We start from the raw sequence: 25761 nt of genomic DNA, 5'->3' as shown, positions 1-25761 counted from the left end.
CGTAGTCGGGGGCCGATTTCTATTCCGCGGCGCCCCTAGGTTAAACTTTCTCTTGCTGCACTGGCATATGCCAAGCAGCGTGCCGCCTTAGCTCAGTCGGTAGAGCATTTCACTCGTAATGAAAAGGTCGCGAGTTCGATTCTCGCAGGCGGCTCCACAGTGGCCGCAGGTTATCTAGCCTGCGGCCTTTCGCTGTTTTGGGGGCAGCACGTGGCTTAAGCGTCTCCGTGGTTTTTCAGCAGGCGAGGGACCACCTTGCCGGTCGCATTGCGTGGCAGCTGGGACAGGAAGTGCACATCGCGCGGCACGGAATGATCGGCGAGCTTGGTGCGGACCCACTCGCGGATGGCGTCGGCCGTGAGGGCCTTTCCGGTGGCGTCGGCAGTAGGCACCGCCCACACGGCGATGCGCTGGAAGGTTTCGCCATCTTCCACGCCACCGGCATGGACCTCGTGGATGCCGGGCATAGCTTCGAGGACCTCGGTAACGGATTGCGGGTGAACATTCTCGCCGCCGACGATGATCATGTCATCGGCGCGGCCGACCACGTGCAAGAAGTCGTGCTCATCGATGTAGCCCAAATCGCCGATGGAAATGAGCCCGTCCACCTTATTGAGCCGCAGGTTCGGGTTGGTATAGCCGGTCATCGCAGTGGAGTTGGTCAGGTAGATCTCTCCCACCTCGCCGCGCGGAACCGGGTGGCCCTCCTTATCGAGGATGCGCAGCTTCGTGCTCGAGGCCACGCGCCCGGCGATGGTGGGGTTGGCGGCCACCTGATCCATGGTGGCGGTCGTCGCGAGCGCGAGCTCAGTGGATCCGTATACGTTGCATAGGATGGCGCCGAAGCGCTCATTGGTCTCCTTGACCACCTCCGGAGTCAGCGCATTGCCGGCCGAGGCGATGAATTTCAGGCTCGAGGTATCGAACTCACCGGCTGGGTCCCGCTCCACTAGGCGCTTAAAGAAGATGGGGGAGGAAATCATGCCATCGAGGCGGTAGCGCTGGACATCGTCAAGCACCTGCTCCGCGTCGAATACGCGGCGGGTGACGATGGTATTGCGCAGTCCGAGTGCGATATTGATGCAGGCCCATCCCCAGGTGTGGAAGATGGAGGCGGTGATCTGCAGGCGCTGGTCGGCGCGCCATGGAATGGTATCCACGATGGAGGCCAGCACTACCGGCAGGGTCGGTTCCGGCCGCACAATGCCCTTCGGAATGCCGGTGGTGCCGGAGGACATGAGCACGATCGGGCCGTGCTTGGGGAAGCGCGGCAGCTCCACGGCCGGTGGATTCTTCACAATCTTGTCTAACTTCGGCAGCTCGCTAGCCCCGGTATCGTGCGCGATGATTACGGGGATATCGGTGTCCACGCGGTCGATGAATTCATCATCCACGACGAGCACATTGATGCCGTTTTCCTCAATGCAGCCGGCCAGCTGCTCCGGGGAGGAGCCCACGTTGAGCAGGTAAATAGAAGCGCCCACATAGCCCTTGGCGCCGAGCGGAATGATGATGCCGCGGCCGTTGCGCGCCATGACGCCGAGGCGAATCTCGGGCAGGTCCAGCGAGCGGAGGTAGCGGGCGAAGCCCTAGGCGTGGGTGCGCAGCTGGCGGTAGGTGAGGGTGCCGTCGTCGTCGATAAGCGCCAAGCGCTCCGGACAGGCAAGGTAGCCCTGCTCGATCTCGCGTGCGGTGGTAAAGCGGTAGCGGGCCAGGTTCGGCAGCAGGTTGAGCTGGGCCTTAACGCCGCCTTGGTGGCTGATGAGTCCGGCGTTATAAAGTGCCGGCACGAACCGGCGGAGGGCTGCTCCGTGGAATGTGAAATCAGAAAAATTCACGGTTGGGGTAGCTCCAAAAAGCGAAGATAACAAAAAGGTAACCATGGACGATATCGTGAGAGAGGCGCGCGGTGTTGCCGCCAACTCGAAATTACAGAAGTGACTACAGTTACCTGAAGTTACTGGTGTTTCTAGAAAAGGATCTCATGAAATCTCTGCAGCTCAAAGTCCTCTCCGTGGTGGCGTCCGCGCTGGCCGTCGTAGGCGTGGCAGTCGCGCCGCAGGCCACCGCCGCGGAGCGCAACCTAGTAGCCTTCGGCGATTCCGTCCTCGCGGATCCAGATGCCGGCTCCTACTTTGCTCACCGTTTCGATCCCTCTAAGGGTGTGGGCGTGGATTGCCCTACCTCCAATAACTACGCCAAGCGTGCCGGTGCCAAGCTGCGCCTTCCGGTGCGTGATTTCTCCTGCTCCGGTGCCGTGTCCATGTCTCGCGGCCCGCAGATTTTCCAGCAGGTGGATGCGGCCATCCGTACCGGCGCGCTGAGCCCGGCTACTAACCGCGTGGTTATTACTACCGGTTTCAACGACACCTATAACCACCGCGAGCTCAACCTGCCGCAGATTCGCAAGCAGTTCGCGGACCGCACCGCCCCACAAATCGAACGCATCAAGCGCGCGGCCCCGAACGCCCGCGTCCAGATCGTTGGCTACCCCACCATTGGTTCTGGCCCGTACTACTGCCTCTTCCACTTCGGTCCGCGCCCGGCCGACTCCACCTTCCTGCCGCCAATCCAGGACTTTGAGAATAAGGCACAGTGGATGCAGGTGGACCTGGCGGCACGCACTGGCGTGCAGTTCTTGGATATGAAACCTTCCACCCGCAATAACGGCATGTGCGCCGATGCAAACCAGCGCATGTGGGCTGGTCTGGTGGACTTTACTGGTGGTGACGGCAACCTGCCCATCCACATGAACCAGCGCGGCCACGAGCATACGGCCAACGTCATCGCCCGCTCTTAAAAAATATTTTCATTAATGTGCCGATTTTGAAAATATCGGTACGCTCGGGCGCATGACTGTAAAAGCTGTTATTGCCCGTTCCAAGGGCGCGGAAGTCGAAACCGTCAATATTGTTGTCCCCGACCCCGGCCCTAATGACGTCATCGTGCGCGTGCAGGCCTGCGGCGTATGCCACACCGACCTTGCTTACCGCGATGGCGATATTGAAGACGCCTTCCCGTTCCTGCTCGGCCACGAGGCCGCAGGCGTGGTGGAGACCGTAGGTTCTGCGGTCACCCACGTGGAGGAGGGCGACTTCGTCATTTTGAATTGGCGCGCCGTATGCGGCGAGTGCCGCGCTTGCAAGAAGGGCGAGCCAAAGTACTGCTTCAATACCCACAACGCCTCGAAGAAGATGACCCTCGAGGACGGCACCGAGCTCACTCCTGCGCTGGGCATCGGTTCCTTCGCGGAAAAGACCCTGGTCCACGAGGGCCAGTGCACCAAGGTGGAAGACACTGACCCAGCCGCTGCAGGCTTGTTGGGCTGCGGCATCATGGCGGGCCTCGGCGCAGCCGTGAATACCGGTGACATCCAGCTCGGCGAGTCCGTAGCCGTCTTCGGCTGCGGCGGCGTCGGAATGGCCGCCATTGCGGGTGCCAAGCTGGCAGCCGCGGCAAAGATCATCGCCGTGGACATTGACGAATCCAAGCTGGAAACCGCCCGCGAATTCGGCGCGACCGATACTATCTGCTCCAAGGACCTGTCGGAACAGGAAGTCATCGACGCCGTCCGCGAGCTCACCGGCGGCTTCGGTACCGATGTTTCCATCGACGCCGTGGGTATCCAGCCCACCTGGCGCCAGGCCTTCTACTCCCGCGACCACGCCGGCCGCATGATCATGGTGGGCGTGCCAAACCTCACCGACCACGTGGACATTCCCGCCATCGACCTCTACGGCCGCGGCGGTTCCATCAAGCCAGCGTGGTACGGCGATTGCCTCCCGGAGCGCGATTTCCCCGCTTATGTAGCGCTATCCAAGGCCGGCAATTTCCCGCTAGAAAAGTTCGTTTCCGAGCGCATTGCGCTTGACGACGTCGAGCAGGCCTTCGCCACCATGAAGTCCGGCAAGGTCCTGCGTTCGGTGGTGGAGTTCTAATGCGCATCGATAGCACGGTTACTTCTGGCAAGTTCCGCCTCGACGGCGGCGAGTGGGACGTGGATAATAACGTCTACGTCGTGGGCGATGACTCCAATGTTTATGTGGTGGATCCCTCTCACGATCTCGATGCCGTAGCGGAGCTGGTAGGTGATCGCCACGTGGAAGGCATCCTGCTCACCCACGCGCACAATGACCACTGCGAGCTCGCCCCCGAGGCCGCCAAGCGCTTCGATACCGAGGTTTATCTGCACCCGGACGATGACATGCTGTGGCAGGAATCCAACGGCGATGCCCCATATACGCCGCTGGCGGATCGCGGTCAATTCGATATCGGCGGCGAGAAAATCACGGTCTACCACACCCCAGGCCACTCGCCGGGCTGCGTGGTGCTGCACGTGGGCGAGACGCTTCTGTCGGGCGATACGCTCTTCAATGGCGGCCCTGGTGCCACTGGCCGCAAGTACTCCGACTTCGATGTGATCATCGAGTCGCTGAAGAACGTGGTCTTCACCCTGCCGGAGGACACCAAGGTCCTGCCGGGGCATGGCGACGCCACCACGGTGGGTGCCGAGGCCGCACGCCTCGACGAATACATCGAGCGCGGTTACTAGCTGTTAGCACGCCCGCAGGTACTCGCCGTAGCCGGACTTAAGCAGCGGCTCGGCGAGTGCTTCTAGCTGGGCGCCGTCGATAAAGCCCGCCTCATAGGCAGCAACCTCGGGCGATCCGATAACGATCCCGGTGCGCTTTTGCATCACCTCAACATAGGCAGAAGCCTCACTCATAGAGTCCACCGTGCCGGTATCGAGCCAGACGCTACCGCGGTGCAGCCGCTGAACATTCAGCTCGTCGCGGCGCAGGTACTCCTCATTGACGGCCGTGATTTCCAATTCGCCGCGGCCGCTGGGCTGGATGCCCTTGGCAATGTCCACGACGGAGTTGTCATAGAAATACAAGCCCACCACCGCGTGATTTGAGCGCGGGACCTCCGGCTTCTCTTCGATGCTGAGCGCATGCCCCGCAGCGTCGAATTCCACCACGCCGTAGCGCTGCGGATCCGAGACCTCGTAAGCAAAAATGATGCCACCCTCCGGATCCTGGCAGTGGGTGAGCTCGCCGCCGAAGCCGTGGAAGATATTATCGCCGAGCACCAGTGCGACGCTATCGTCTCCAATAAAATCCTCGCCAATCAAGAAGGCCTGCGCGAGTCCCTCCGGCCGCGGCTGGACCGCATAATCGATCATGAGTCCGAGCTGGGAGCCGTCACCAAAGAGGCGTTGGAAGGCACCCGCATCCTCCGGGGTGGTGATGATGAGGATTTCCCGAATCCCCGCCTGGATGAGCGTGGTCAGCGGATAGTAAATCATCGGCTTGTCATAGATGGGCATGAGTTGTTTCGAGATGCCCTTGGTAATCGGGTAGAGCCGCGTGCCGGAACCGCCGGCTAAGATGATGCCCTTCATTTAATCCTCCGGGTAGAGCGCCAGGTACAGGGCCAGCGCGGCGCGCCAATTCTGCGGCTTGAAACCGGTGGCCTCGATTTTATCCAGCGCAAACGTCGATTCCTTAGGTCGCGGCGCCTCGGGCCCCGCGATCTCACGGTACTGCTCGGTCGTCACTGGAGTGACCTCGGACGGATCGTGGCCGAGCCCGATGAATACCGCCATGGCAATCTCATCGCGGCCCACGGTATCGCCCGAATTGGATAGGTTATACACGCCGTAGTCCGCGTCGGACTTGAGCAGGTGCACGATGCCCTTGGCTAGGTCCTCGGCAAACGTGGGGCGGCCACGCTGGTCATGGATGACCTTCGGCTCCACGCCCTTATTAGCCAGCCGGCGCATGGTGGACATGAAATTTTCCCCATCGCCAAAGACCCACGAGGTGCGAATGACGTAGTGCTGCGGCGCGGTCTGTGCTGCGGTATCACCCGCGGCTTTCGACGCCCCGTACGCACTGAGCGGCGACGGCAACTCCGCCTCGGTGTGGACTTCGTTCGCCCCATCGAAGATATAGTCGCTCGAGACATGCACCAGCGTGATCTGGTTTTCTGCGGCGATGCGTGCCAGCTTTGCCGGCCCTTCCGCGTTGACGGCCCAGGCAGCGGCGCGGTCGTTTTCGGCGCCGTTGACGTCGTTGTACGCCGCGCAATTAATGATGGTCGAGTACTGCTTCCAATTTCGCTCCGGCGGATTGGTGATGTCGAAGTCGGCGTGGGAGCAGAATTCGGCGTCGCCAAGCAGGCGCTTCAGCGCCCTCCCCAACTGCCCATTCGCACCCGTGACGAGGATGCGCCGGGCGGGCATCGGGCTCACCTCTTCGAGGCTGGGGTGCTGCTTGTCTTTCTCAGAAACCTCGGTGGGCTCTAGTGGCCAGTCCACGATGTCGAGGTTCACCGCGGCATAGCGCGCCTCGGCAGACCAGTGCTCATTGACCAGGTAACTATAAGAGGTATCCTCCAGCGCTTGAAAGCCATTGGCGACGCCTCGCGGCACAAACACCGCCGTCTCCGGCCCAATCTCGTGGGTAATAACCTCGCCGAAGCTCTCCGACCCCTCGCGCAGGTCGCACCACGCACCAAAAATCTTGCCCTGCGCCACCGAGATGAGTTTGTCCCAAGGTTCGGCGTGCAGCCCGCGGGTAGCGCCGGCGTGGTTGAAGGAAATATTGTTCTGCACCGGCTGAAAGCTCGCGAGTTCGGGCGCGAGACCGGTGAGCTTTTCCCGCTGCCAATTTTCTTTGAACCAGCCGCGATTGTCCCCGTGCACGTCGAGGTCGATGATGAGTAGTCCCGGGATGGCGGTTTCAGTTATGCGCATGTCTACTGTCCTTGCTGCTTGTAGCGGGTCTCTACGTCTTCTTTCTCGGGCTTCCACCAGTCTTCGTTATCGCGGTACCACGCGATGGTGTCTTGGAGGCCGGCGCGGATTTCCGTAAACCGCGGGGCCCAGCCCAGCTCGCGGCGCAGCTTGGTGGCATCCATGGCATAGCGCTGATCATGGCCGGGGCGGTCCGCCACGTGCTCATAGAGCGCGCGTCCATCGCGGGTGTGGCCCATGATCTCGCAGATAAGCTCGATGACCTGCTTATTGCTGATATCTGGCTGATCCGCGCCGATAGCGTAGGTCTCTCCAATCCGGCCGCGCTCTAGGATGGCGAGCACTGCCTCGTTGTGGTCATCGACATGAATCCAATCGCGGACCTGCTCGCCCGTCCCATAAAGCTTGGGCGTGCGGCCGGAGAGAATATTGGTGATCTGGCGGGGAATGAACTTCTCGATGTGCTGATACGGCCCATAATTATTGGAGCAATTCGAGATGGTGGCGCGCAGCCCAAAAGAACGCACCCATGCGCGCACGAGGTGGTCAGAACCTGCCTTGGTGGCGGAGTACGGGCTGGAGGGGGCGTAGGCGGTGTTCTCGTCAAACTTGGTTTCTGCCCCAATCTCGAGATCACCGAAAACCTCGTCGGTGGAGACATGGTGGAAGCGGGTATCGTGCTTCCGGCACGCCTCCAACAGCGTGAACGTGCCCACGATATTCGTGTGGAGGAAGGGGGAGGGGTCACGCAAAGAATTGTCGTTATGGGATTCGGCGGCGAAGTGAACTACTACATCGGCGGCAGCGACGAGCGGTTCTACCGTCGCAGAATCGGCGATATCACCCTCGACGAAGTCAATATCCAGATCGGCGAGGTTGGCGCGGTTTCCAGCGTAAGTGAGCTTGTCAAGCACCGTAACGCGGGTATCGGGGCGCGCCTGGCGCATGAGGCGCACGAAATTGGCGCCGATAAAACCGGCGCCGCCAGTGACGAGCATCGTTTGCATGGTTATCCAGTGTAGGGCAGTCGGACGGGCTGCTGTGGCAGGCCGCGGGCCCGCGCGCAAGAGGTCAGGCCGCGCCCGGCGGAGACGGTGGTGGCGAGGGCGGATCCGTGAGCCTGCGTCCCGGGGCTTGTTCCGCGGCAGGGTGGTCGTTGACCTCTACTGTGGGCGATAGCCCGCTCGCGTGCGCGGCCCGGTAGCCTACCCGGCCGGTGGCGGGGTCTCGCTCGGCGTGACCCATTCCGTTGCGGCCATCGCGGTAGTCGTTATTGTCTACGTGGTGGCGCCGGCACAGCAGCGTGAGGTTCTTGAGGTCGGTGGCGCCACCGTGAGACCAAGCCTGCAGATGGTGGACATCGCAGTCCTGCCAGGGGCGGTGGCACTCGGGGTGGGTGCAGACAAGCTCGGAGGCCGCGAGGGCGAGCTTCTGCCAGAGGGAAGCGGTGCGTTTGGTGCGGCCAAGTTCGAGGGGAAAGCCCTTCTCATCCACCGCACAGAAGAAATCGTGCTGCGCGGCACCCAAGCGGAGGAGATCGAGCGGAGAAAGCTCGATGCCGGTGCTGGTGGCGAAGCGGGTATCGCCGCCCATCGCCTCCAGTTCTTCCAAGGTGGTGGCGACGAAGAAAGAACCAAGGCCCGCTGAGTCCTTTTGGGTGGCAGAAAGGTAGCTCGACAAGGCAGCGGTCAATTGGTCCGCCATGCGCTGGGCATAAGTGCGGGTATCATCCTCGGCGCTGAGATCGGCGCTGCCTTTATTTTTGGCGGGAGCAAAGGCACTGGCAAGGATGGCGGCCGCGGAGGCGTCGAGGTATCCGGAGATATGCACACCGCCGTCAGCATCTTGGCGGGAGATGCTAAAGCGCCGCTTGCGGGTAGCGGCGTGCGGATCGGGCTCGCCGGCAGGATTGAGGGCGTGCTTATTCGCCTTGCGAACTGCCTTACGCAGCCACTCGCGTAAGGAATCGAAGGAGCGGCGCTTGGCCTGCTCGAGGGCCTGGTTGCGCAGCTCGCTTGGGCCGGGGATGGCGTACTTGCTGAGGCTGCGCAGCTCATTCTCGATGAGGTTAAGGATGCGCTCAGGGATAGGCTCTTCTTCGAAAAGCTTCTTGCGGCGCTTTTCCTCTTCGCGGCGCTCGCGGTCGGCGCGGCGGCGGGCTTCTTCCTCGGCCTGTGCGCGTGTGGCGTCATCAGCATCGGGATCAGCAGGTGGGGGAGTGGGCTCCGGTTCGGGGATAGGGGCAAATAGGTTGCGCCCATTGCGCAGACGGGCGGCGGCTTCGGACTCGCTAAGACCTAGGCGGGCGGTCAGGTAGTCCTTGGCCTTGGAGGAGCCCACGCGGCGGCCGGCGTCATCGCGCTCCGCGATGAAGGCGAAGGCAGCGTCAATAGCGGCCTTGTTGCCCAGGGCCCTTTCCAAGTGCTCGAAATGAGGGTGAAGAAGCTCGAAAGAGAGGTCGGAGGGATCCTGCATGAGGGCGCGCAGTTGGGTTAACCCGGCGGCAACTTGGGCGATGGCGGAGTCTATCTCCGCGTGCTTGGTGGTCTGCATAATCCCTCCCCTCCTGTTCGTTTACATGTTCTATTCTACCTAGATAAAACACCCCGTCAACAGGAAAGAAGGGATTGGTCAATAGATTAGACAATCCCCAAACAAACGCAGGGCCAAAACCACTAACTCGGGAATGAAGGAAGGGCCGTGTGGTTGAGCCAAGCGTCTACGGTGGCGTCGAAAAGCGCGGCATCAGGAGCGGCGGCGCGGAAGGAATTTAGCAACATGGAAGGCTCCACCACCGAATGCTGGTGCTCGGTGAGGTAGCTGCGGAGGGTGCTAAAGAAGGCGTCGCCAAGCAGGCGGTGAATGGCGTGCACGGTCAAAGCACCGCGCTTATACACGCGGTCATCGAACATATCGCGCGCACCCGGATCGGAAACGGTGAGGTTCTGCGCCTTGCGGCCTAGGACGTTGTAGTGGGACCGTGCTGCCTCGCGCGCGGTGGTCTCGCCCTTGTGCTCGGCCCATAACCACTCGCTGTAGCAGGCAAAGCCCTCATTGAGCCAGATATCCTTCCACTCGCCTAGGCCCACGGAATTGCCAAACCACTGGTGGGAAAGCTCATGCGCGATAAGGCGCTCGAAGGCGTGGTCTCCCTTCACATGGTTGGATCCAAAGATAGAAAGCCCCTGCGCTTCGAGCGGAATCTCCAACTCATCTTCCGTGATGACCACCTGGTAATCCGCAAACGGGTAGGGGCCATAAATGGAGGTAAAGAAGTCCACCATCTCCTGCTGCTGGGCAAATTCATTCAGCACCCGCTCGCGCAGCGTGGCTGGAGCCCAAGCCCGAGTGGAAGGGCCCAAGGCAAAGCTGGAAAACTCACCTACCTGCACCGTAGCCAGGTAGGTGGCCATGGGCTGGCGGGTACGGTAATGCCAGCGCGTGGTGGAGCCGCCCGCCCTGCGGGAGACGAGGTCGCCATTAGACACAACGATAAAGGGATCATCGGCCGTAATGATGATGTCATAGAGCGCCTTTTCAGACGGTGTATCGTCGCAGGGGAACCAGCTCGGCGCGCCATTGGGCTGGCTGGCTACCAGCGAGCCGGACTCGGTTTCTTCCCAACCAATCTCGCCCCAGGTGGTGCGGATGGGGCGAGGGCTACCGCCATAGCGAATAACCAGCTCAAACTCCGTACCGGCGGCGATTTCTGCAGCGAAACGAAGACGCAACTTACCGGAAGACTGGCGGAACTTTGCCACCCGCGGTGCACCCTTCGCGGTCACGCGACGGGCCACCATCGCCCCGCCCAAATCCAAGGTCAAAGACGTTAAATCGGCGGTCGCTCGGATTGCTAAAACGGCCTCGCCGTGGAGCAAGTTGGGCTCCACGCGGTAGGTCAGATCCAGCGTGTAGTGGGACACCTCAAATCCGAGGTTAAAATCCACGCCGGTATAAGGGTCAGTGTGGGTACGCGAAAGGGCGGTAGGAAGCAACTTCATAATGCTGCAAGCCTACCGCCCTTTTAGCCGCGGAAAGAAACGAGCTTATTTATTGAAAGCGCGCTCGAAGACCGGCCAAGAATCCTTGAGGTCCGCAATCCAGTGCGGCCAGGAGTGGGTGCCGGTATTGCGGAAGTTATAGGTAGCCGGGATGCCAGCCTGGTCCAACTTGGCCTTGAAGTTGTGGGTGCAGTAGTTCACGCCAGCTTCGATGGCACCGCCCTCACCCTGCAGGACAGCGGAGCCTGCCGCGGCCGCCGCAGGGTTCGTGCCCTGAGCCACGTGATAGGAGAAGGTATCCTCCTTGCCGGCCAGACCGGAACCGGAGGAGATGTACAGCTCCGTGCCGCGCAGCTTCTCGTGGTTCATCATCGCATCGTTATAGCGGTTGGTGGGGGAACCGAAGGGGCCCCACATCTGCTCTGCGGAAGCGCCACCGCGGTTAACGGTGAGCTCAACGGCCTTGTGCTCTACCGGATAGGCGGTAGCCGCACAGCCGGCGTAGGAACCAACGGCGTCATAGAAGCCTTGGTTATGCTCCGCCAGTAGCAGGGAGGAGGTAGCGGACATGGACATACCCGCGATGGCGCGGTGGTTATCGGCCTTGATGTGTCCCTCGATAGCGCCCGGCAGTTCCTTGGTGAGGAAGGTTTCCCACTTCTGCGGGCCCTTAAGATACTGGGAGTTCGGCTCGGATACCCAGTCGGTGTAGTAGGAGAAGGCACCAGCCTGCGGGATGACCACGTTGACGTTCTTGGAGTGGTAAAAATCCACGGCATCGGAAAGCTTCAGCCAGTCCATGTCCTGCTCCGCGCCGCCTGCGCCATTAAGCAGGTAGATGGTCGGGCGGTTCTCATCCGTCGCGCGAATGACAGCCAGCGGAATCTTGCGGCCGTTCATAGCCGGGGAGGTGGCCTGCAGCTTATCGACGCGCGGATCGTCCTTGTACTTCTGGTACCAGGTCTGCTGCTCCAACTCCGGGGTGACCTCTAGTGGGGCCAGGGTGGACTGGGCGGCGTTGCCTGCTACCTGCTGCGGGGTGAGCTGTGCGGCGCCCGCCATCGGGGCGCTAGCCAAGCCTGCGCACACTGCGGTGGCGGCCAGGATGGAGCTAAGACGCTTCATTGTGCTTCTTTCCTGTAGTTAATGAACTCGTTGATTATACTTCTGCGCTACTTATTCCGCAGCGCCGGCAGCCTCTGGAGCTTCGGCTTCCTTGCCCTCGACGAAGTCCTTATCAGGGGACTGGTCAGCGGCGCTCGGGGCGTCCTTGATCTGCGCATTTTCCTGAGCCTGCGGCGCATCGATGGAAAGCTCGTTGGGCTTTACTTCCGGCTCGGCCGGAGCTTCTGCGGCGTCCTTGTTAAAGCCACGCTCGAAGGTCTTCCACGAGGAGAAGATGTCATCGCGCCAGCCCGGCCAGGAGTGGGTGCCGGTATTGCGGAAGTTCCAATCCGCCTTCATGCCCTGGGAATCCATCTTGGCCTTGAGATCGTGGGTGCAGGAGCTCATAGCAGCCTCGATGACGCCGCCCTCCACGATGAGGGTGGACGATCCCTTAGCGCCCCAGTCATTGGCACCGCCCAAACCGCTATTCACGGAGACGTAGGTCTCGGATGGGCCCAAATTCTTCGGGGTGGCATTGACCAATGCGTCGTTGTACACGTTGTACTCACTGCCCATAGCGCCCCACATCTGATCGGCCGAGCCGCCGCCGCGGTTGACAGTCAGCTGGGTGTACAGGCGCGGCAGCGGGCGAGAGGTAGCCGCGCAGCCGGAGAAGGAGCCCACCGCGTTGTAGAAGCCCGGGTTGTGCTCCGCCAGCAGCAGGGAGGAGGTAGCGGCCATGGACATGCCAGCGATGCCGCGCTTGCCATTGCCTCCGATATGATCCTCTAGAGCGCCTGGCAGCTCCTTGGTCAGGAAGGTCTCCCACTTCTGTGGGCCCTTGAGGTAGCCGGCATCCGGCGTAGAAACCCAGTCAGTGTAGTAGGAGAAGGCACCGGCCTGTGGGATGACCACATTGACGTCCTTGGACGTGTAGAAATCCACCATGTCCTGCACGCCCTCTTGCTCTGGGTTGACGTCGCGCTTCGCGGTGGCGGTGATCCAGTCCATGCCCTGCTCAGCGCCGCCCGCGCCGTTGAGTAGGTACAGGGTGGGGCGCTTCTTTTCAAAGTTGCCGTCTGGGGAGATGACCGCAAGCGGGACCTCGCGGCCACCCATGGCGGCGGAGGTAGCCGTCATGACCTTGACGTGGTTGCCGTAGTGGTTGCCCTGGGCGCTCTTGTGGCCGAAGGCATAACCCTTCCACTTGTCCTTGTCCTTTAGTCCGGCAATATCTACCACGCGGTTTTCGCCCTCGGTGGTGATGGCGTAGTTGATATTTTCCGGATCTGCCGAGTCAGTGAGGTTTACCTCGCGGATGGTGGATGGGGTGGCGTCCCCCTGAATCTTGGCCGGCTCGACGGCGGAGGCGATAGGGGCGGAGAGGACTCCTGCCGCGATGGCGATGCCTGCGACGCTGGAGCCGATAGAGCGCAAAGTATGCATATTTTTAGCTTCCTCGAGTTAAGAGAATCTTCTCAGTAGGTATCGTTCCGCATAGCGGGAGTGTTAGCAAGACTCTATGCCTTAATAGCCCTTTTAATGTAGCAAAACCTGTGACGCATGTGGTTTGTGTGTCATAATTCTGAACGCAGTGCTAACCCAGCGCTCATGTAACGGCGGCGCTACAATTCCCGTTAGTTCTAAACGTGTGAATAGTGCGGTCCCATCCGCGGGCCCATCCCTCGCTCTAGGCAAAACAGAAAGAAGAAAAATGAACGTTTTCGATTCCATCCTCGTATCCATCAACGAAGTTCTGGGGCAGTTCCTGCATATGGGTTCCTCCATGTCCTCCAACGCTGCCCTGGCTCTCGGCCTGTTCTAAAACACCGAGCCCATAGCCCTGCACGGCGTCGCGCGCTTGCCGACGCCACCGTGCAGGGCCTTTGTGCGTTTTACCCCCGAAGCGTGGGGTACACGGGCAAAAGAGTGTGACCCAATGCGCGACATGGAGGGGAAAGTTACGTATCCTGTAGGGCGTGACTAATGAACATTATGACGTAGTAGTACTCGGCGCGGGCCCTGGCGGCTACGTGGCCGCCATCCGTGCAGCTCAGCTTGGTAAGAAAGTTGCCGTAATCGAGAAGCAGTACTGGGGCGGTGTCTGCCTCAACGTAGGCTGCATCCCTTCCAAGGCACTGCTGAAGAACGCTGAGGTTGCCCACACCTTCAACCATGAAGCAAAGGACTTCGGCATCTCCGGCGATGTTTCCTTCGACTTCGGTGTAGCCCACAAGCGTTCCCGCAAGGTTTCCGCGGGCATCGTCAAGGGCGTTCATTACCTGATGAAGAAGAACAAGATCACCGAGATCAACGGCCTTGGCTCCTTCAAGGATGAGAAGACCATTGAAATCACTGACGGCGATGACAAGGGCAAGACCGTCACCTTCGATGACTGCATCATCGCCACCGGCTCCGTGGTCAAGTCCCTGCCGGGCGTAGAGCTCGGCGGCAATATCGTCTCCTATGAGGAGCAGATCCTCAACGATGAGGCCCCGAAGTCCATGGTCATCGTCGGCGCCGGCGCCATCGGTATGGAATTTGCTTATGTTCTGTCCAACTACGGCGTGGACGTCACCATCGTGGAGTTCATGGACCGCGTCCTGCCGAACGAGGACAAGGACGTCTCCAAGGCCATTGCCAAGGAGTACAAGAAGCTCGGCGTCAAGCTGCTGACCGGCTACAAGACCACCTCCGTGAAGGACAACGGCGATAATGTCACCGTTGAGGTCGAGTCCAAGGATGGCTCCAAGCAGGACACCCTCACCGTGGACCGCGCCATGATTTCCATCGGCTTCGCCCCACGCACCGAGGGCTTCGGCCTAGAGAACACCGGCGTTGAGCTCACCGAGCGTGGCGCCATTGCCATCGATGACACCATGCGCACCAACGTGGACCACATCTACGCCATCGGTGACGTCACCGCGAAGCTGCAGCTGGCCCACGTTGCTGAGGCACAGGGCGTTGTCGCCGCAGAGACCATCGCCGGCGTGGAGACCCAGCTTCTGGGTGACTACATGAACATGCCGCGCGCTACCTTCTGCAACCCGCAGGTCGCTTCCTTCGGCTACACCGAAGAGGCCGCAAAGGAGAAGTTCGCGGATCGCGATATCAAGGTCGCTACCTTCCCATTCTCCGCCAACGGCAAGGCTGCCGGTCTCAACGAGACCGCGGGCTTTGTCAAGCTCATTGCGGATGGCGAGTATGGCGAGCTCGTCGGCGGCCACATGGTGGGCTCCAATGTCTCCGAGCTGCTGCCGGAGCTGACCTTGGCGCAGCGCTTCGACCTCACCGCTGAGGAAATCGGCCGCAACGTTCACACCCACCCGACCCTCTCTGAGGCCATGAAGGAAGCTGCCGAGGGCATCGGCGGCCACATGATTAACCTCTAAGCAGGGGCGCTTGGCGACGTCGCCTTGAGCGCAACACCCACGGCACCGCGCCGTCCCCCGCCCACCGGGCAAAGGGACCGCGGTGCCGTTTTGTATGTCTACGCCCCCGAAAAGGCTCGTCGTGGTGATGTGTAACTAGTACGGTGCCACCGCTGAGCGGTGGGCATCGATGCTGATGACCTCGTTAATGGGTGGGAAGGCGCGCTGCGCACAATTCTCGCGCGGGCAGGTGCGGCAACCGGAGCCGATAGGGGTAGCAGAAGAGAGATCTTTGAGGTCGAGACCTTCTGCGTAGACGGTGCGGTCGGCGTGGCGAGCCTCGCAGCCCAGGCCGATGGCGAAAAGCTTATTGGTATCGCCAAAGCGGCCTTGATGGTGCTGTACCGCGCGGGAGATCCACAGGTAATTGCGGCCATCGGGCATCTGGGCCAACTGGCGGGAAATAATGCCCGGCTGGGTGAAGGTCTCGTAGACATTCCACAGCGGGCAGGTGCCGCCATTATTGGAAAAGTGCACGCCGGTGGCGGATTGTCGCTTGGACATGTTTCCGGCGCGGTCGACGCGGACGAAGGTAAAAGGAATGCCGCGCAGGTTATCGCGCTGCAGGGTGGACAGCCGAGAGGCGACGGATTCATAGCCCACTCCGAAGACCTGGCAGAGGTATTCCACGTCGTAGCCGGAGCGTTCAGCCTCAGAATGTAGCAGGGTATAGGGCATCACGGTGGCGGCGGAGAAGTAGCTGGCCAATCCGCGTTGCGCTAGGTTACGCGAGGCATCCGAGGTAAACGGCTCATTTTTTACCAAAGATGCGATCTCCTCGCCAGCCTCGAGGAAGCTCAGCTCCGCAGCCATGCGGAAGGCGCGTTGTCCTTCGCTTAAGCGCGAGGCGAGCCGAAATTCACCGGTCTCGCGGTCGAAGCTGTGTAGCGTGCCATCCATCTGTGAGGTGATGTGAATGTCTACGTTGTGGAGATCGCGCAGGCGCTGGGCTAGGGCATGTTCGGTGTCGCGGATGCCGAATTGGGTGACCGAGAGGGCGTCGGCAAGCTGCTCCGCATGGTGGTCCAGGCCGTCCAAGTAGTTCTGGCGGGCATAGAAGAAATCGCGCACCTCATCGTGCGGCATGGACAGTGCCTGGGTGGCCTCGGCGGTGCGGCGGGTATCGGTGGCGAGTGAGAGCTTATCGCGCACATTGCGATAGCGGCGGTGGACATCCACCAGCGTGCGGGCGACGGTGGGGTGGTTATAGACCAGCTCGGAGAGCTCCTGCAGCTCGACGGGGGAGGGGCACAGCTCCTTGTCCTGGATGACGTCCTGGATCTCCGCGAGGAGGCGCGAGTCATCGTCGCGGGAGAAGAAGGTGGCGTCAACTCCGAAGACCTCGGTGATGCGAAGGAGGACCGGAACGGTAAGTGGCCGAACGTCGTGCTCGATCTGGTTGACGTAGCTGGCCGAAAGGCCCAGCGTGGCGGCTAAGGAAGCCTGGCTGAGATCGCGCTCACGGCGAAGTTGGCGAAGGCGGGATCCCACATACGTCTTACTCATGCCGGAAAGGTTACTGGGTGGCCTGCGCGTGTGCACCTTAATCGCAAAGATCTTGTGAAGAATATTCACCCTCCTGTGGGGAATATGTGGGTTTCATGCGAAAGTTTGACACATAAAGGGGTAAGGGGATCACTCCCGTAACACTGGGTGACCAAGTTCACAACTGGAGGAAGATTTACGCAACGTCAATATTGCGAAATTGCGAGCAGCCAAGGTAGTGACGTTTTGAATCCGGCCATCTAAGGAAACCCTTACCTAAAAGAATTCTGAGTTTAACCGTACCGCCGTACCGTTAGATGAAACGCCGCCGGAATTGACTGGTAACCAGCGGTTAAGCCCAGTTAAGGTGAGGACGACAATGGAGGTGTCATGACTTTAAGAAATCCCGACCGTGAGGCAGTAGCTCACGGCCACATTACTAACGAACCAATCCGTCAGAAGCCGGGAGTGCCCTCTTGGGTTCTGAAGCTCATCATGGCCGTCACCGGCCTGCTATTTGCACTTTTCGTCGTCGGCCACATGGCCGGCAACCTGAAGCTGTACTTGCCGGCTGAGGGCGGCGACGAGGCTCTTGATGAATATGGTGCATTCCTGCGCTCCATGGGCGAGCCACTGTTCCCGCATGAGGGTGCGTTGTGGATCATCCGCGCGGTCCTGCTGGTTGCCATCATCGCCCACATCTATGGTGCGTTTGCCCTCACCGCACGTTCCAAGGCCTCCCGCGGCAAGTTCCGCCGTAGCAACCTGATGGGCGGCCTTGATTCCTTCGCCACCAAGTCCATGCTGGTTACCGGCATCGTTTTGCTGCTGTTTATCATCTTCCACTTGCTGGACCTGACCTTGGGCGTACAGCCCATCGCCCCAGGTGACTTCGTGGAGGGTGCGGTGAAGGCCAATATGATCGCAACCTTCAGCCGCTGGCCGGTCACCATCGTGTATGTGATCGCCATGTGCTTCCTGTTCCTGCACCTCACCCACGGCATTCGCCTCGCCGCTTCTGACCTGGGTATCACCGGTGCGAAGTGGCGTCAGACCTTCCTGATCCTGGCGTACGTCATCCCGGCCGTTGTCTGCATCGGCAACATCGTTATGCCTTTGTCCGTTGCCCTGGGCTTGGTCAGCTAAAGGAGTTAGAAACCCATGACTAATACTGAACTCAAGCGCGAGCATCCCAAGTTCTCGCATCCGCAGTCCATCGTTCCGAGCGTATCTGCCGGCAACATTCTGGAATCCCACGAGCCGCACGGCGTGCCGATGAAGGATATGTGGTCCCACCAAAAGGACCACATGCAGCTGGTTTCCCCACTGAACCGCCGTAAGTTTGAGGTCCTCGTGGTTGGTACCGGCCTGTCCGCCGGCGCCGCTGCGGCCGCACTGGGCGAGCTGGGCTACAAGGTAAAGGTATTTACCTACCACGACTCCCCGCGCCGCGCGCACTCCATCGCCGCGCAGGGTGGCGTCAACGCCTCCCGTGCCAAGAAGGTGGACAATGACTCCGCCTACCGCCACACCAAGGACACCGTCAAGGGCGGCGACTACCGTTGCCGCGAGTCCGACTGCTGGCGCTTGGCCAACGAATCCGTGCGCGTTATCGACCACATGAATGCCATCGGCGCACCATTCGCTCGCGAGTACGGCGGCACCCTGGCTACCCGTTCCTTCGGTGGTGTGCAGGTCTCCCGTACCTACTACACCCGTGGCCAAACAGGTCAGCAGCTGCAGCTGTCCACCACCTCGGCGCTCTACCGCCAGATCGGCCTAGGCAACGTGGAGCTCTTCGCTCACAACGACCTGCAGGACATCATCGTCTACAACGACAATGGCAAGAAGCGCGCTGGCGGCATCGTTACCCGCAACCTGATCACCGGTGAGCTCAAGGCCTTCACCGGCCACGCAGTCGTGCTGGGTACCGGCGGCTACGGCAACGTCTACCACATGTCCACCCTGGCTAAGAACTCCAACGCCAGCGCCATGATGCGTGCGTACGACAGCGGTGCTTACCTGGCTTCCCCAGCCTTCGTGCAGTTCCACCCGACGGGCCTACCGGTCAATTCCGATTGGCAGTCCAAGACCATCCTGATGTCGGAGTCCCTGCGTAACGACGGCCGCATTTGGTCCCCGAAGAAGGAAGGCGACGACCGCGACCCGAATACCATTCCGGAAGAAGAGCGCGACTACTTCCTGGAGCGCCGCTACCCGGCATTCGGCAACCTGGTTCCGCGTGACGTTGCTTCCCGTGCTATCTCCCAGCAGATTAACGCTGGTCTGGGTGTTGGCCCGCTGCACAACTCGGTGTACCTGGACTTCCGCGACGCCATCGAACGCCTGGGTAAGGACAAGATCCGCGAGCGCTACTCCAACCTCATCGAGATGTACGAAGAGGCCATTGGCGAGTCCGCTTACGAAACTCCGATGCGTATCGCTCCGACCTGCCACTTCACCATGGGTGGCCTGTGGACCGACTTCAATGAGATGACCTCCATCGACGGCCTCTTTGCCGCCGGTGAGTGCTCCTGGACCTACCACGGTGCTAACCGCCTGGGTGCTAACTCCCTGCTTTCGGCTTCCGTTGACGGCTGGTTCACCTTGCCGTTTACCATCCCGAACTACTTGGCTGACCACCTCAATGAGGAGAAGCTGGCGGAGGATTCCCCAGAGGCACAGGCAACCCTGGCTCAGTCCCAAGAGCGCATCGACCGCCTCATGGGCGTGCGCGGCGAGAACCCGCACGGTCCTTCCTACTACCACCGCCAGCTAGGCGACATCCTGTACCACGGCTGCGGTGTGTCCCGTAACGTGGAAGACCTCAAGGAAGCCATCACCAAGATCCGCGTGCTGCGCGAGGACTTCTGGGCTAATGTCCGCATCCCAGGCGAGGCCAACGACATGAACCAGGTGCTGGAATACGGCCTGCGCGTTGCCGACTACCTGGACCTGGGCGAGCTCATGTGTGTTGACGCTCTGGACCGCGACGAGTCCTGTGGCGCCCACTTCCGCGAGGACCACCTCACCGAGGACGGCGAGGCAGAACGCGACGATGAGAACTGGTGCTTCGTTTCCGCCTGGGAGCCGGGCGCTAATAAGAACGAGTTCATTCGCCACGCCGAGCCGCTGTACTTTGATTCGATCCCGCTGATGACAAGGAACTACAAGTAATGAAACTGACACTTGAGATCTGGCGTCAAGCCGGACCGACCCAAGAAGGCCACTTCGAGACCGTCCAGGTAGACGATGCCTCTGAGCAGATGTCCATCCTGGAGCTGCTGGACCACGTCAATGAGGGCTACATTGAGCGCGGCGAAGAGCCCTTCGCCTTCGCCTCTGACTGCCGTGAGGGCATCTGTGGTACCTGTGGTCTGACCGTCAATGGCCGTCCACACGGCCCTGGCCAGAACACCCCGGCCTGCCAGCAGCGCCTGTTCAACTTCACCGATGGACAGACTGTCAAGCTGGAGCCATTCCGTTCCGCTGCCTACCCGGTTATCAAGGACATGATCGTCGACCGTGCGGCACTGGATCACGTGATGGAGCAGGGCGGCTACGTCTCCATGGATGCTGGTACCGCTCCGGATGCGGATACCCTGCACGTCAACCATGAGACTTCCGAGTACTCGCTGGACCACGCTGCCTGCATCGGCTGCGGCGCCTGCGTTGCTGCTTGCCCGAATGGTGCTGCACACCTGTTTACCGGTGCGAAGCTGGTGCACCTGTCCCTCATGCCGCTGGGTAAGGAAGAGCGTGGCCGCCGTGCCCGCAACATGGTCGATGACCTGGAAGCCAACTTCGGCCACTGCTCCCTCTACGGTGAGTGCGCTGATGTTTGCCCGGCCGGCGTTCCCCTGACCGCAGTATCCGCGGTTACCCGCGAACGTGCACGTGCTGCTTTCCGTGGCAAGGACGACTAAGCTAAGGTTATTCCGTAGGAATACAAGGAACGAGAGAAAGACAGAAAGACTCCGCCATGAGCGATAACACCCACGCAGTCGCTGACTACACCAGCGAGACTTACCCGGAGTTCTCCGGAAAGATTCAGGACACCTACATTGAAGGCTACGACCCAGTTTCCTTCGGTGCTCCTCATTCTTCCCTCATTCGCACCTCCACCTGGGTGGGCATGGGTCTGATCCTGTCTTGCCTCCCGGCTGCCGGAATCCTCATCTGGGGCCTCGGCGTGTGGGATACCCCGCTGGGCACCGCCGGCGAGGGTGACTACACCCTGACCACCATCATCGGCATCATCGCTCTAGCCGTTGTGGCTATCGCCGCCTTCAGCACCGTCCACTATGGCCGCCGCTACTACCGCAAGTACCGCAAGGAAACTGGCCGAGCTAACTAAGGCGCTTGCTGTACCAGGCAATGCCTAAGTTTCTGTACTGACTCGACGTCACCCCCGTCTCCACAGCATGCAATCCATGCAAGGAGGCGGGGGTTGCGTGATCTCTCAGTACCCAAGTGGCAATGTCAGATGGACCAGCCGGCGATTCAGGACATCATTGCAACGACGACTGCCACCGAGCATGTTCGTTGCTGGCACTAGTGTTAGAGAATGAAGCTCGAAAGCACCTGCACCATCCCAAGGAGAACTCATGACCCACCGCGCGGACGAAGGCATAGAAACAGCTACGGCAACGGCGCCGTCGGGTGCAGCTCCCGTGCCGCAGGCCGGCAACCAGGAGGCCCGGCGGGCGGACTTGCGGCGGTGGAAGGCGATTGCGCTGTCGTTCCTGATTGGTGCGGCGGTGATCTTTTTAGGGTGTTCGTGGTGGCAGGCGTCGGAAGGCGGGGCACCAGTGTGGGTGGGCTACGTGCGTGCAGCGGCCGAAGCCGGCATGGTGGGTGGCCTGGCGGACTGGTTTGCAGTGACCGCGCTCTTTCGCCGACCCTTGGGACTGCCCATTCCCCACACCGCGCTGATTCCGAATAATAAGGACCGCGTGGGCGATGCCTTGAGTGACTTCGTGGAGGAAAACTTCCTCACCGCGGATGCGCTGAGCGCCAAGGTGCGCGAGGCGGAGCTGCCATTGTGGCTGGCACGCCAGGGAGTCGAGCCCGGCAAGGCGGAGGAGGTCTCCGCGTGGATTGGTGAGCGTGCGGCCAGCGTGGTGTCGGATTTGGATCCCGCGGAGGCAGAGCGCTTCATCCGCACCCAAGTCATGGACCGCCTAGCCGAGCCCGAGTGGGGCCCGCCGTTGGGCAGGCTGCTGGAAGGCTATATTGCAGATGGCAAGGCGCGCCCCCTAGAGGATGACCTCATCGACTGGGCACACGGCAAGATCCTCAGTATGGAGTCCACCGTGGTCACCGCCATTGATGAGCGCATGCCCGGCTGGGCACCGCGCTTTGCCCGCGAGATGGTGGGGGAGAAGGTCTATACCGAGCTCGTAGAATTCGCCGATGAGGTCCGCCGCAACGGTAACCACGAGGCCCGCCTGGCCATTCGCCGCAACCTGTCCAAGCTAGCCTCCGATCTGCAGTGGGATGAGGACATGCGCGGGCGCATCGAGGGCATCAAGCAAGAGATGCTCGCCTCTGAGCAAGCGCAGCAGGCACCCGCGGCCATGTGGCGCACGGTCTCCACCACGCTCATTGACCAGCTCAATGACTCGGAGTCTTTCCTGCGCCAAAAGATTACGGCCAAGGTCAAGGAGCTGGCGCACCGCCTACTCGAGGACTCCGAATTTTTAGCCCAGGCAAATGCGCTCGTAGACAAAGCCGCGCGCTACGCGGTGGAGAAATTTGCCCCGGAAATCATTGCGATTATCCCCGAGACCATCAAGCGCTGGGATGCGGAGGAAGCCTCCCAAAATATCGAGCTCATGGTGGGCAAGGACCTGCAATTTATTCGTTTGAACGGCACCGTCGTCGGTTCCCTGGCAGGATTGGTGATATTCGCGGTCAATCACCTTATCTTTGGCGCTTAGAAAAAAGGAGTAATGAACAATGAACGATAATAAGAAGATTTTTGATTCCCTGAAGGATGCTGGCAGCGCTGCCTTTGACGTAGCCAAGGACTTCGGCGGTCGCCTGCAGGAGGAGCGCGCCCAGCACGCTCATGGCGCCGAGGCCAAAAGCCCCTATGGCGCCTCCGGCAAGGAGGGCTTGGTGGATAAGGCCACTGCCACCGCGAAGGAGCTCGGTGCCACTGTGAAGAAGGCCGCCGATGGCACCCGTGAGTCCGCTGCTTTCGACGCCGCTAAGGGCAAGTTCTCCACCGCCTATAACGAGACCCGCGAGGGTGTCATGGATGCCTATAATTCCGCTCAGGCCCGCCGCGCGGAAAAGAAGAATGCGACGCGCCCTGGCCAGGATTCGGCTCCTTCGCAGGGCGATAATATTATCGATGGCGAAGTAATCGACACCGACGACCCACAGAATTAACCTGCATGTATTTACTTTTGGAAATTGCGTACTCCTTGGATGCCTATCTTTTGCGCATCCTCGCCCTGACCGCCATCATCGGCGCGATCCTCGCCGCCACCACGCGCGAGGATGCCTTCCGAGCCGGCGACCGTCAAGGTAAGTGGGTATGGGTAGGCCTGCTGGCCGGCTCCGCGGTGGCGATGGCCACCGGCTTGGCTTTTCTGTCTTGGATCGGCGCGGTCATTACCGGCGTGTACTGGTTTGATGTGTGCCCGCAGCTCAAGGCCATTATCAACGGCGACTACAGCTACTAATGCTTAATTTGCTTGACGCCCCGGCCGCGACGGTCAAGGAGCGCGCCGTCGATAACACCGTCCTTGTCTCCCCGCACCATGTTTCCCTCGCCGCGGGCGCGGGCGCGGCCGATATCATTTCCGTCGCGGGGTACCCCACCGGCCGCCACCACACTCTTATCAAGGCCTCCGAGGCGCGCCTGGCCATCCAATCGGGCGCCAGCGAGGTATGGGTCAGCCTCGATGAGACCTTAACGGATGCCAATGCTGTGCTCTCCGAGCTCATTGCCATCCGCGAGGCCTGCCCGGATCCGGCCCGCTTGGGCCTCATCGTGCCAGACGCCCCGCTTGCCGACGCCACCCTTAAAGCCGCCCATCAAGCCGGCTATCAGCGTCTCATTGTGCGCAGCCGCAAGACCGCGGATTACGCGGCATCCGCGGCTGGTGAAGAAGGCAAGAAAAAAGGACCGGAGTTGGCCGCTGCCACACTTCCGGTCCTCGAGTTTCCCGCTCCCGCGGTTTAGGCGGCTTTCTCCTGCGCGTCCTGCTGCGGCGCGCCATTGCCCGTGGCGCCGCCCTGGCCCGCGGAGTCACCGCCGCCGGCGAACTTATCCATGTCCTTCATCGGAACATCGGTGCCGGTGATGGTGAGCTTGAGCTCGCCATCGAGCACCTCTACGGAATCGACGTTCATGTCAGAACCCACGAACTGATCCGACATGCCATTTTGCAGGGCGGAGGAGATAGCTTCGGTGGCCTGATCCGGCAGCTCGAGGCCGAAGATGGAGGCCTCGGTGGCGCGGATATCGAGCTTTCCATCGTGGGCGGTGGGCTCTAGCGAGAGGTTGGCAAGGCCGCCGGCAAACTTCACGTCCAGCACGTGGTCTTGCTCATTGGCGTTAATCTCCGTGACCACCATATTGCCCACCTTCTCGCTGCCGGCCTGCTCGGAAATGCCTTTCTGGAAGGAAGCCAGCAGGTAGTCATCCGGCACGGTGGTGGAAGCGCGCAGCTTGCCGGCCACCGGATTCTCTTGGTCGGTGCTCATATCTTCTACGTGGATCTCGGAGGCAGGTTGGCCCTTGATATCAGTGCCATCGATTTGCAGGGTGGACGGCGTGGTCATATCCATTTGGGAAATGGAGCCCTTAAATAGCCCTACGAGCAGCGGGCTGCCGCCAAAGCTGACGGAGGGATCTTCTTTGACCTGGATACCTTCTTCTTCGGCAGCCTGGTTAAATTGCGAGGTCATCTGGTGACCAATGAACCAGCGCAGGCCGAATTCGGCCAAGAGGATGAGCACGAGTAGTGCCACGAGGATGCCAATGATGATTTTCCAGGCGAGTGAACCTGCCGATTTCTTCGAAGCCATGCGTACCAGTGTGGCGCATGAGACGGCGCGGGGCAAAGTTTGCGGGAGTTCTCGGGCACATTGCTAGGCACTTCACAGCTGCCCCAGCTGTCATCACCGCGCGGCGCGTTTAGTCCCGTGGCGCGACGGACTCCCAGTCCACGGTCAGCACATTATCGCGCAGGCGCCGGCGGATGGGGTGGATAGTAAAGGGGGCGTCGGCAAGCGCGGCTCGTGCCATGCGCCAGCGCACGCGCGGGCCGTAGGGCGCCCACCCCGCCGCGTGGTCCCAGGCCTCGTCGGCGGCTTTGAGCAGCTCGTGGATGGGCTCGCCGGGAACGTTGCGGTGAATGAGGATTTTGGGCAGGCGCTCGGCGATGTCTGAGGGCCGCGCCACATCGAACGGGTCCCACGCCAGGGTGAGAGTCCGCGGGCCGTGGGCATCCAGCAGCAACCAGGCCGCGCGCCGGCCCAGCTCATCGCAGGTGCCCTCCACAAAGAAGCCGCCGGGGGCAAGCCGAGAACACACCGTCTGCCAGGACTCTTGGACCTGGTCCACGTCGTATTGGCGTAGCACATTGAATGCGCGCACCAGCTGTGGCCGGTAGCCGGCCAGTTCAAAGCCGCCCAGCTCGAAGCGCACGCCGTCGCGCGGTGGCAGGACCCGGTCCGGGTGGATTTCGAGCCCCCGGACGTCTACCTGCGGATTCGCCCGGCGCAGCCACCCTGCCCATTCCACGGTGGTGGCGTGCGAAGCCCCGTAGCCTACGTCGAGCGCGAGCGGCTTTTCCACGTGCCGCAGCAGCGTGGAAATCTCCGGGTGCGCGAGCATCCATCTATCGCAGCGGCGCAGGCGATTGTGATTGGTGGTGCCGCGGGTAATAACGCCAAAAGGCCGACCCGCAGCTGCGCTAGCGCGCAGATTATGTGCGTGGTCGGCCATAGATTTCGG

General features: G+C 61.0%; 22 protein-coding genes, 1 tRNA gene and 1 pseudogene. 13 read left to right on the top strand and 11 right to left on the bottom strand.

The annotated features are described in order from the left end of the window. Nucleotides 1-81: 81 nt before the first annotated feature. A tRNA-Thr gene (locus MHK05_RS03305) sits at nucleotides 82-157 on the top strand. A gap of 58 nt (nucleotides 158-215) precedes the next feature. Here the strand turns inward: MHK05_RS03305 and MHK05_RS03300 are convergent. Further along, nucleotides 216-1883: pseudogene (locus tag MHK05_RS03300) on the bottom strand (class I adenylate-forming enzyme family protein). Between the two features lie 101 nt (nucleotides 1884-1984). Here MHK05_RS03300 and MHK05_RS03295 point away from each other — a divergent pair. Genes MHK05_RS03295 through MHK05_RS03285 form a run of 3 tightly spaced genes read left to right on the top strand, consistent with a single transcriptional unit; the run spans nucleotide 1985 to nucleotide 4552 of the window. Beyond that, complete coding sequence (locus MHK05_RS03295; RefSeq protein ID WP_239204803.1) at nucleotides 1985-2800, top strand: GDSL-type esterase/lipase family protein; 816 nt, start codon at nucleotides 1985-1987, stop codon at nucleotides 2798-2800. A 52-nt stretch (nucleotides 2801-2852) separates the two neighbouring features. Then, the gene (locus tag MHK05_RS03290; protein WP_239204801.1) at nucleotides 2853-3938 is read left to right on the top strand and encodes an S-(hydroxymethyl)mycothiol dehydrogenase; all 1086 of its coding nucleotides are present in this window, start codon (nucleotides 2853-2855) and stop codon (nucleotides 3936-3938) included. Continuing rightward, the gene (locus tag MHK05_RS03285) at nucleotides 3938-4552 is read left to right on the top strand and encodes an MBL fold metallo-hydrolase (protein WP_023020439.1); all 615 of its coding nucleotides are present in this window, start codon (nucleotides 3938-3940) and stop codon (nucleotides 4550-4552) included. The genes MHK05_RS03290 and MHK05_RS03285 overlap by 1 nt, the downstream gene beginning before the upstream one ends. Before the next feature lie 3 nt (nucleotides 4553-4555). On the opposite strand, the gene rfbA is transcribed toward MHK05_RS03285, so the two are convergent. From rfbA to MHK05_RS03250, 7 genes are all read right to left on the bottom strand, one after another. Continuing rightward, entirely contained in the window at nucleotides 4556-5404 is an 849-nt protein-coding gene (gene rfbA / locus MHK05_RS03280) for a glucose-1-phosphate thymidylyltransferase RfbA (RefSeq protein WP_239204799.1), read from the bottom strand. Next, nucleotides 5405-6760 carry a sugar nucleotide-binding protein gene (locus MHK05_RS03275; RefSeq protein WP_239204797.1) on the bottom strand — a complete coding sequence of 452 codons (1356 nt, stop codon included), beginning with the start codon at nucleotides 6758-6760 and terminating at the stop codon, nucleotides 5405-5407. Nucleotides 6761-6762: 2 nt separating this feature from the next. Beyond that, nucleotides 6763-7758: a dTDP-glucose 4,6-dehydratase gene (gene rfbB / locus MHK05_RS03270; protein ID WP_239204877.1), complete on the bottom strand. Its 996-nt coding sequence runs from the start codon at nucleotides 7756-7758 to the stop codon at nucleotides 6763-6765. 73 nt (nucleotides 7759-7831) lie between these two features. Then, nucleotides 7832-9313 (bottom strand): HNH endonuclease signature motif containing protein, encoded by a 1482-nt coding sequence (locus MHK05_RS03265; RefSeq protein WP_239204795.1) that lies wholly within the window; start codon nucleotides 9311-9313, stop codon nucleotides 7832-7834. Nucleotides 9314-9435: 122 nt separating this feature from the next. Next, on the bottom strand, nucleotides 9436-10761 hold the full coding sequence (locus MHK05_RS03260; RefSeq protein WP_239204793.1) for a M1 family metallopeptidase: 1326 nt from the start codon (nucleotides 10759-10761) through the stop codon (nucleotides 9436-9438). A 45-nt stretch (nucleotides 10762-10806) separates the two neighbouring features. Continuing rightward, nucleotides 10807-11886: an alpha/beta hydrolase gene (locus MHK05_RS03255; protein ID WP_023020445.1), complete on the bottom strand. Its 1080-nt coding sequence runs from the start codon at nucleotides 11884-11886 to the stop codon at nucleotides 10807-10809. 51 nt (nucleotides 11887-11937) lie between these two features. Continuing rightward, nucleotides 11938-13314 carry an alpha/beta hydrolase gene (locus MHK05_RS03250; RefSeq protein WP_023020446.1) on the bottom strand — a complete coding sequence of 459 codons (1377 nt, stop codon included), beginning with the start codon at nucleotides 13312-13314 and terminating at the stop codon, nucleotides 11938-11940. A 533-nt stretch (nucleotides 13315-13847) separates the two neighbouring features. On the opposite strand from MHK05_RS03250, the gene lpdA reads away from it, so the two are divergent. After that, on the top strand, nucleotides 13848-15260 hold the full coding sequence (gene lpdA, locus MHK05_RS03245; protein WP_239204791.1) for a dihydrolipoyl dehydrogenase: 1413 nt from the start codon (nucleotides 13848-13850) through the stop codon (nucleotides 15258-15260). A gap of 135 nt (nucleotides 15261-15395) precedes the next feature. On the opposite strand, the gene ramB is transcribed toward lpdA, so the two are convergent. Next, nucleotides 15396-16805, bottom strand: a complete 1410-nt coding sequence (ramB, locus tag MHK05_RS03240) for an acetate metabolism transcriptional regulator RamB (protein ID WP_239204789.1) — start codon at nucleotides 16803-16805, stop codon at nucleotides 15396-15398. Between the two features lie 369 nt (nucleotides 16806-17174). Between ramB and MHK05_RS03235 the strand changes: the two genes are divergently transcribed. The 8 genes from MHK05_RS03235 (at nucleotide 17175) to MHK05_RS03200 (ending at nucleotide 23982) form a co-directional block, all read left to right on the top strand. Beyond that, nucleotides 17175-17930 carry a succinate dehydrogenase cytochrome b subunit gene (locus MHK05_RS03235; protein WP_023020450.1) on the top strand — a complete coding sequence of 252 codons (756 nt, stop codon included), beginning with the start codon at nucleotides 17175-17177 and terminating at the stop codon, nucleotides 17928-17930. A 15-nt stretch (nucleotides 17931-17945) separates the two neighbouring features. Continuing rightward, a complete protein-coding gene (locus MHK05_RS03230) occupies nucleotides 17946-19961 on the top strand; it encodes a fumarate reductase/succinate dehydrogenase flavoprotein subunit (protein WP_239204787.1) in 2016 nt (671 codons plus the stop codon). Beyond that, nucleotides 19961-20710, top strand: coding sequence for a succinate dehydrogenase/fumarate reductase iron-sulfur subunit (locus MHK05_RS03225; protein WP_086589112.1), 750 nt, complete (start codon nucleotides 19961-19963; stop codon nucleotides 20708-20710). The genes MHK05_RS03230 and MHK05_RS03225 overlap by 1 nt, the downstream gene beginning before the upstream one ends. 56 nt (nucleotides 20711-20766) lie before the next feature. Then, complete coding sequence (locus tag MHK05_RS03220; RefSeq protein WP_023020453.1) at nucleotides 20767-21141, top strand: hypothetical protein; 375 nt, start codon at nucleotides 20767-20769, stop codon at nucleotides 21139-21141. A 250-nt stretch (nucleotides 21142-21391) separates the two neighbouring features. Beyond that, entirely contained in the window at nucleotides 21392-22726 is a 1335-nt protein-coding gene (locus MHK05_RS03215; protein WP_239204785.1) for a DUF445 domain-containing protein, read from the top strand. A 19-nt stretch (nucleotides 22727-22745) separates the two neighbouring features. After that, nucleotides 22746-23183 carry a CGLAU_01105 family protein gene (locus MHK05_RS03210; RefSeq protein WP_239204783.1) on the top strand — a complete coding sequence of 146 codons (438 nt, stop codon included), beginning with the start codon at nucleotides 22746-22748 and terminating at the stop codon, nucleotides 23181-23183. A gap of 5 nt (nucleotides 23184-23188) precedes the next feature. Further along, on the top strand, nucleotides 23189-23479 hold the full coding sequence (locus MHK05_RS03205) for a DUF2516 family protein (RefSeq protein WP_239204781.1): 291 nt from the start codon (nucleotides 23189-23191) through the stop codon (nucleotides 23477-23479). Beyond that, complete coding sequence (locus tag MHK05_RS03200; RefSeq protein ID WP_239204779.1) at nucleotides 23479-23982, top strand: beta/alpha barrel domain-containing protein; 504 nt, start codon at nucleotides 23479-23481, stop codon at nucleotides 23980-23982. Before MHK05_RS03205 ends, MHK05_RS03200 begins: the two co-directional genes overlap by 1 nt. Here MHK05_RS03200 and MHK05_RS03195 read toward each other — a convergent pair. Together MHK05_RS03195 and MHK05_RS03190 are read right to left on the bottom strand one after the other, a co-directional pair. Further along, nucleotides 23979-24830 carry an LmeA family phospholipid-binding protein gene (locus MHK05_RS03195; RefSeq protein WP_239204777.1) on the bottom strand — a complete coding sequence of 284 codons (852 nt, stop codon included), beginning with the start codon at nucleotides 24828-24830 and terminating at the stop codon, nucleotides 23979-23981. The two genes, MHK05_RS03200 and MHK05_RS03195, sit on opposite strands and share 4 nt — an antisense overlap. Before the next feature lie 109 nt (nucleotides 24831-24939). Beyond that, complete coding sequence (locus tag MHK05_RS03190; RefSeq protein ID WP_239204775.1) at nucleotides 24940-25752, bottom strand: class I SAM-dependent methyltransferase; 813 nt, start codon at nucleotides 25750-25752, stop codon at nucleotides 24940-24942. Nucleotides 25753-25761: the final 9 nt, after the last annotated feature.

It is taken from the genome of Corynebacterium nasorum (assembly GCF_022347325.1).
In the GTDB taxonomy this organism is placed as follows: domain Bacteria; phylum Actinomycetota; class Actinomycetes; order Mycobacteriales; family Mycobacteriaceae; genus Corynebacterium; species Corynebacterium kefirresidentii.
The sequence above is the reverse complement of the archived record's forward strand: the minus strand, read 5'-3'. Positions and strand labels throughout refer to the sequence as shown.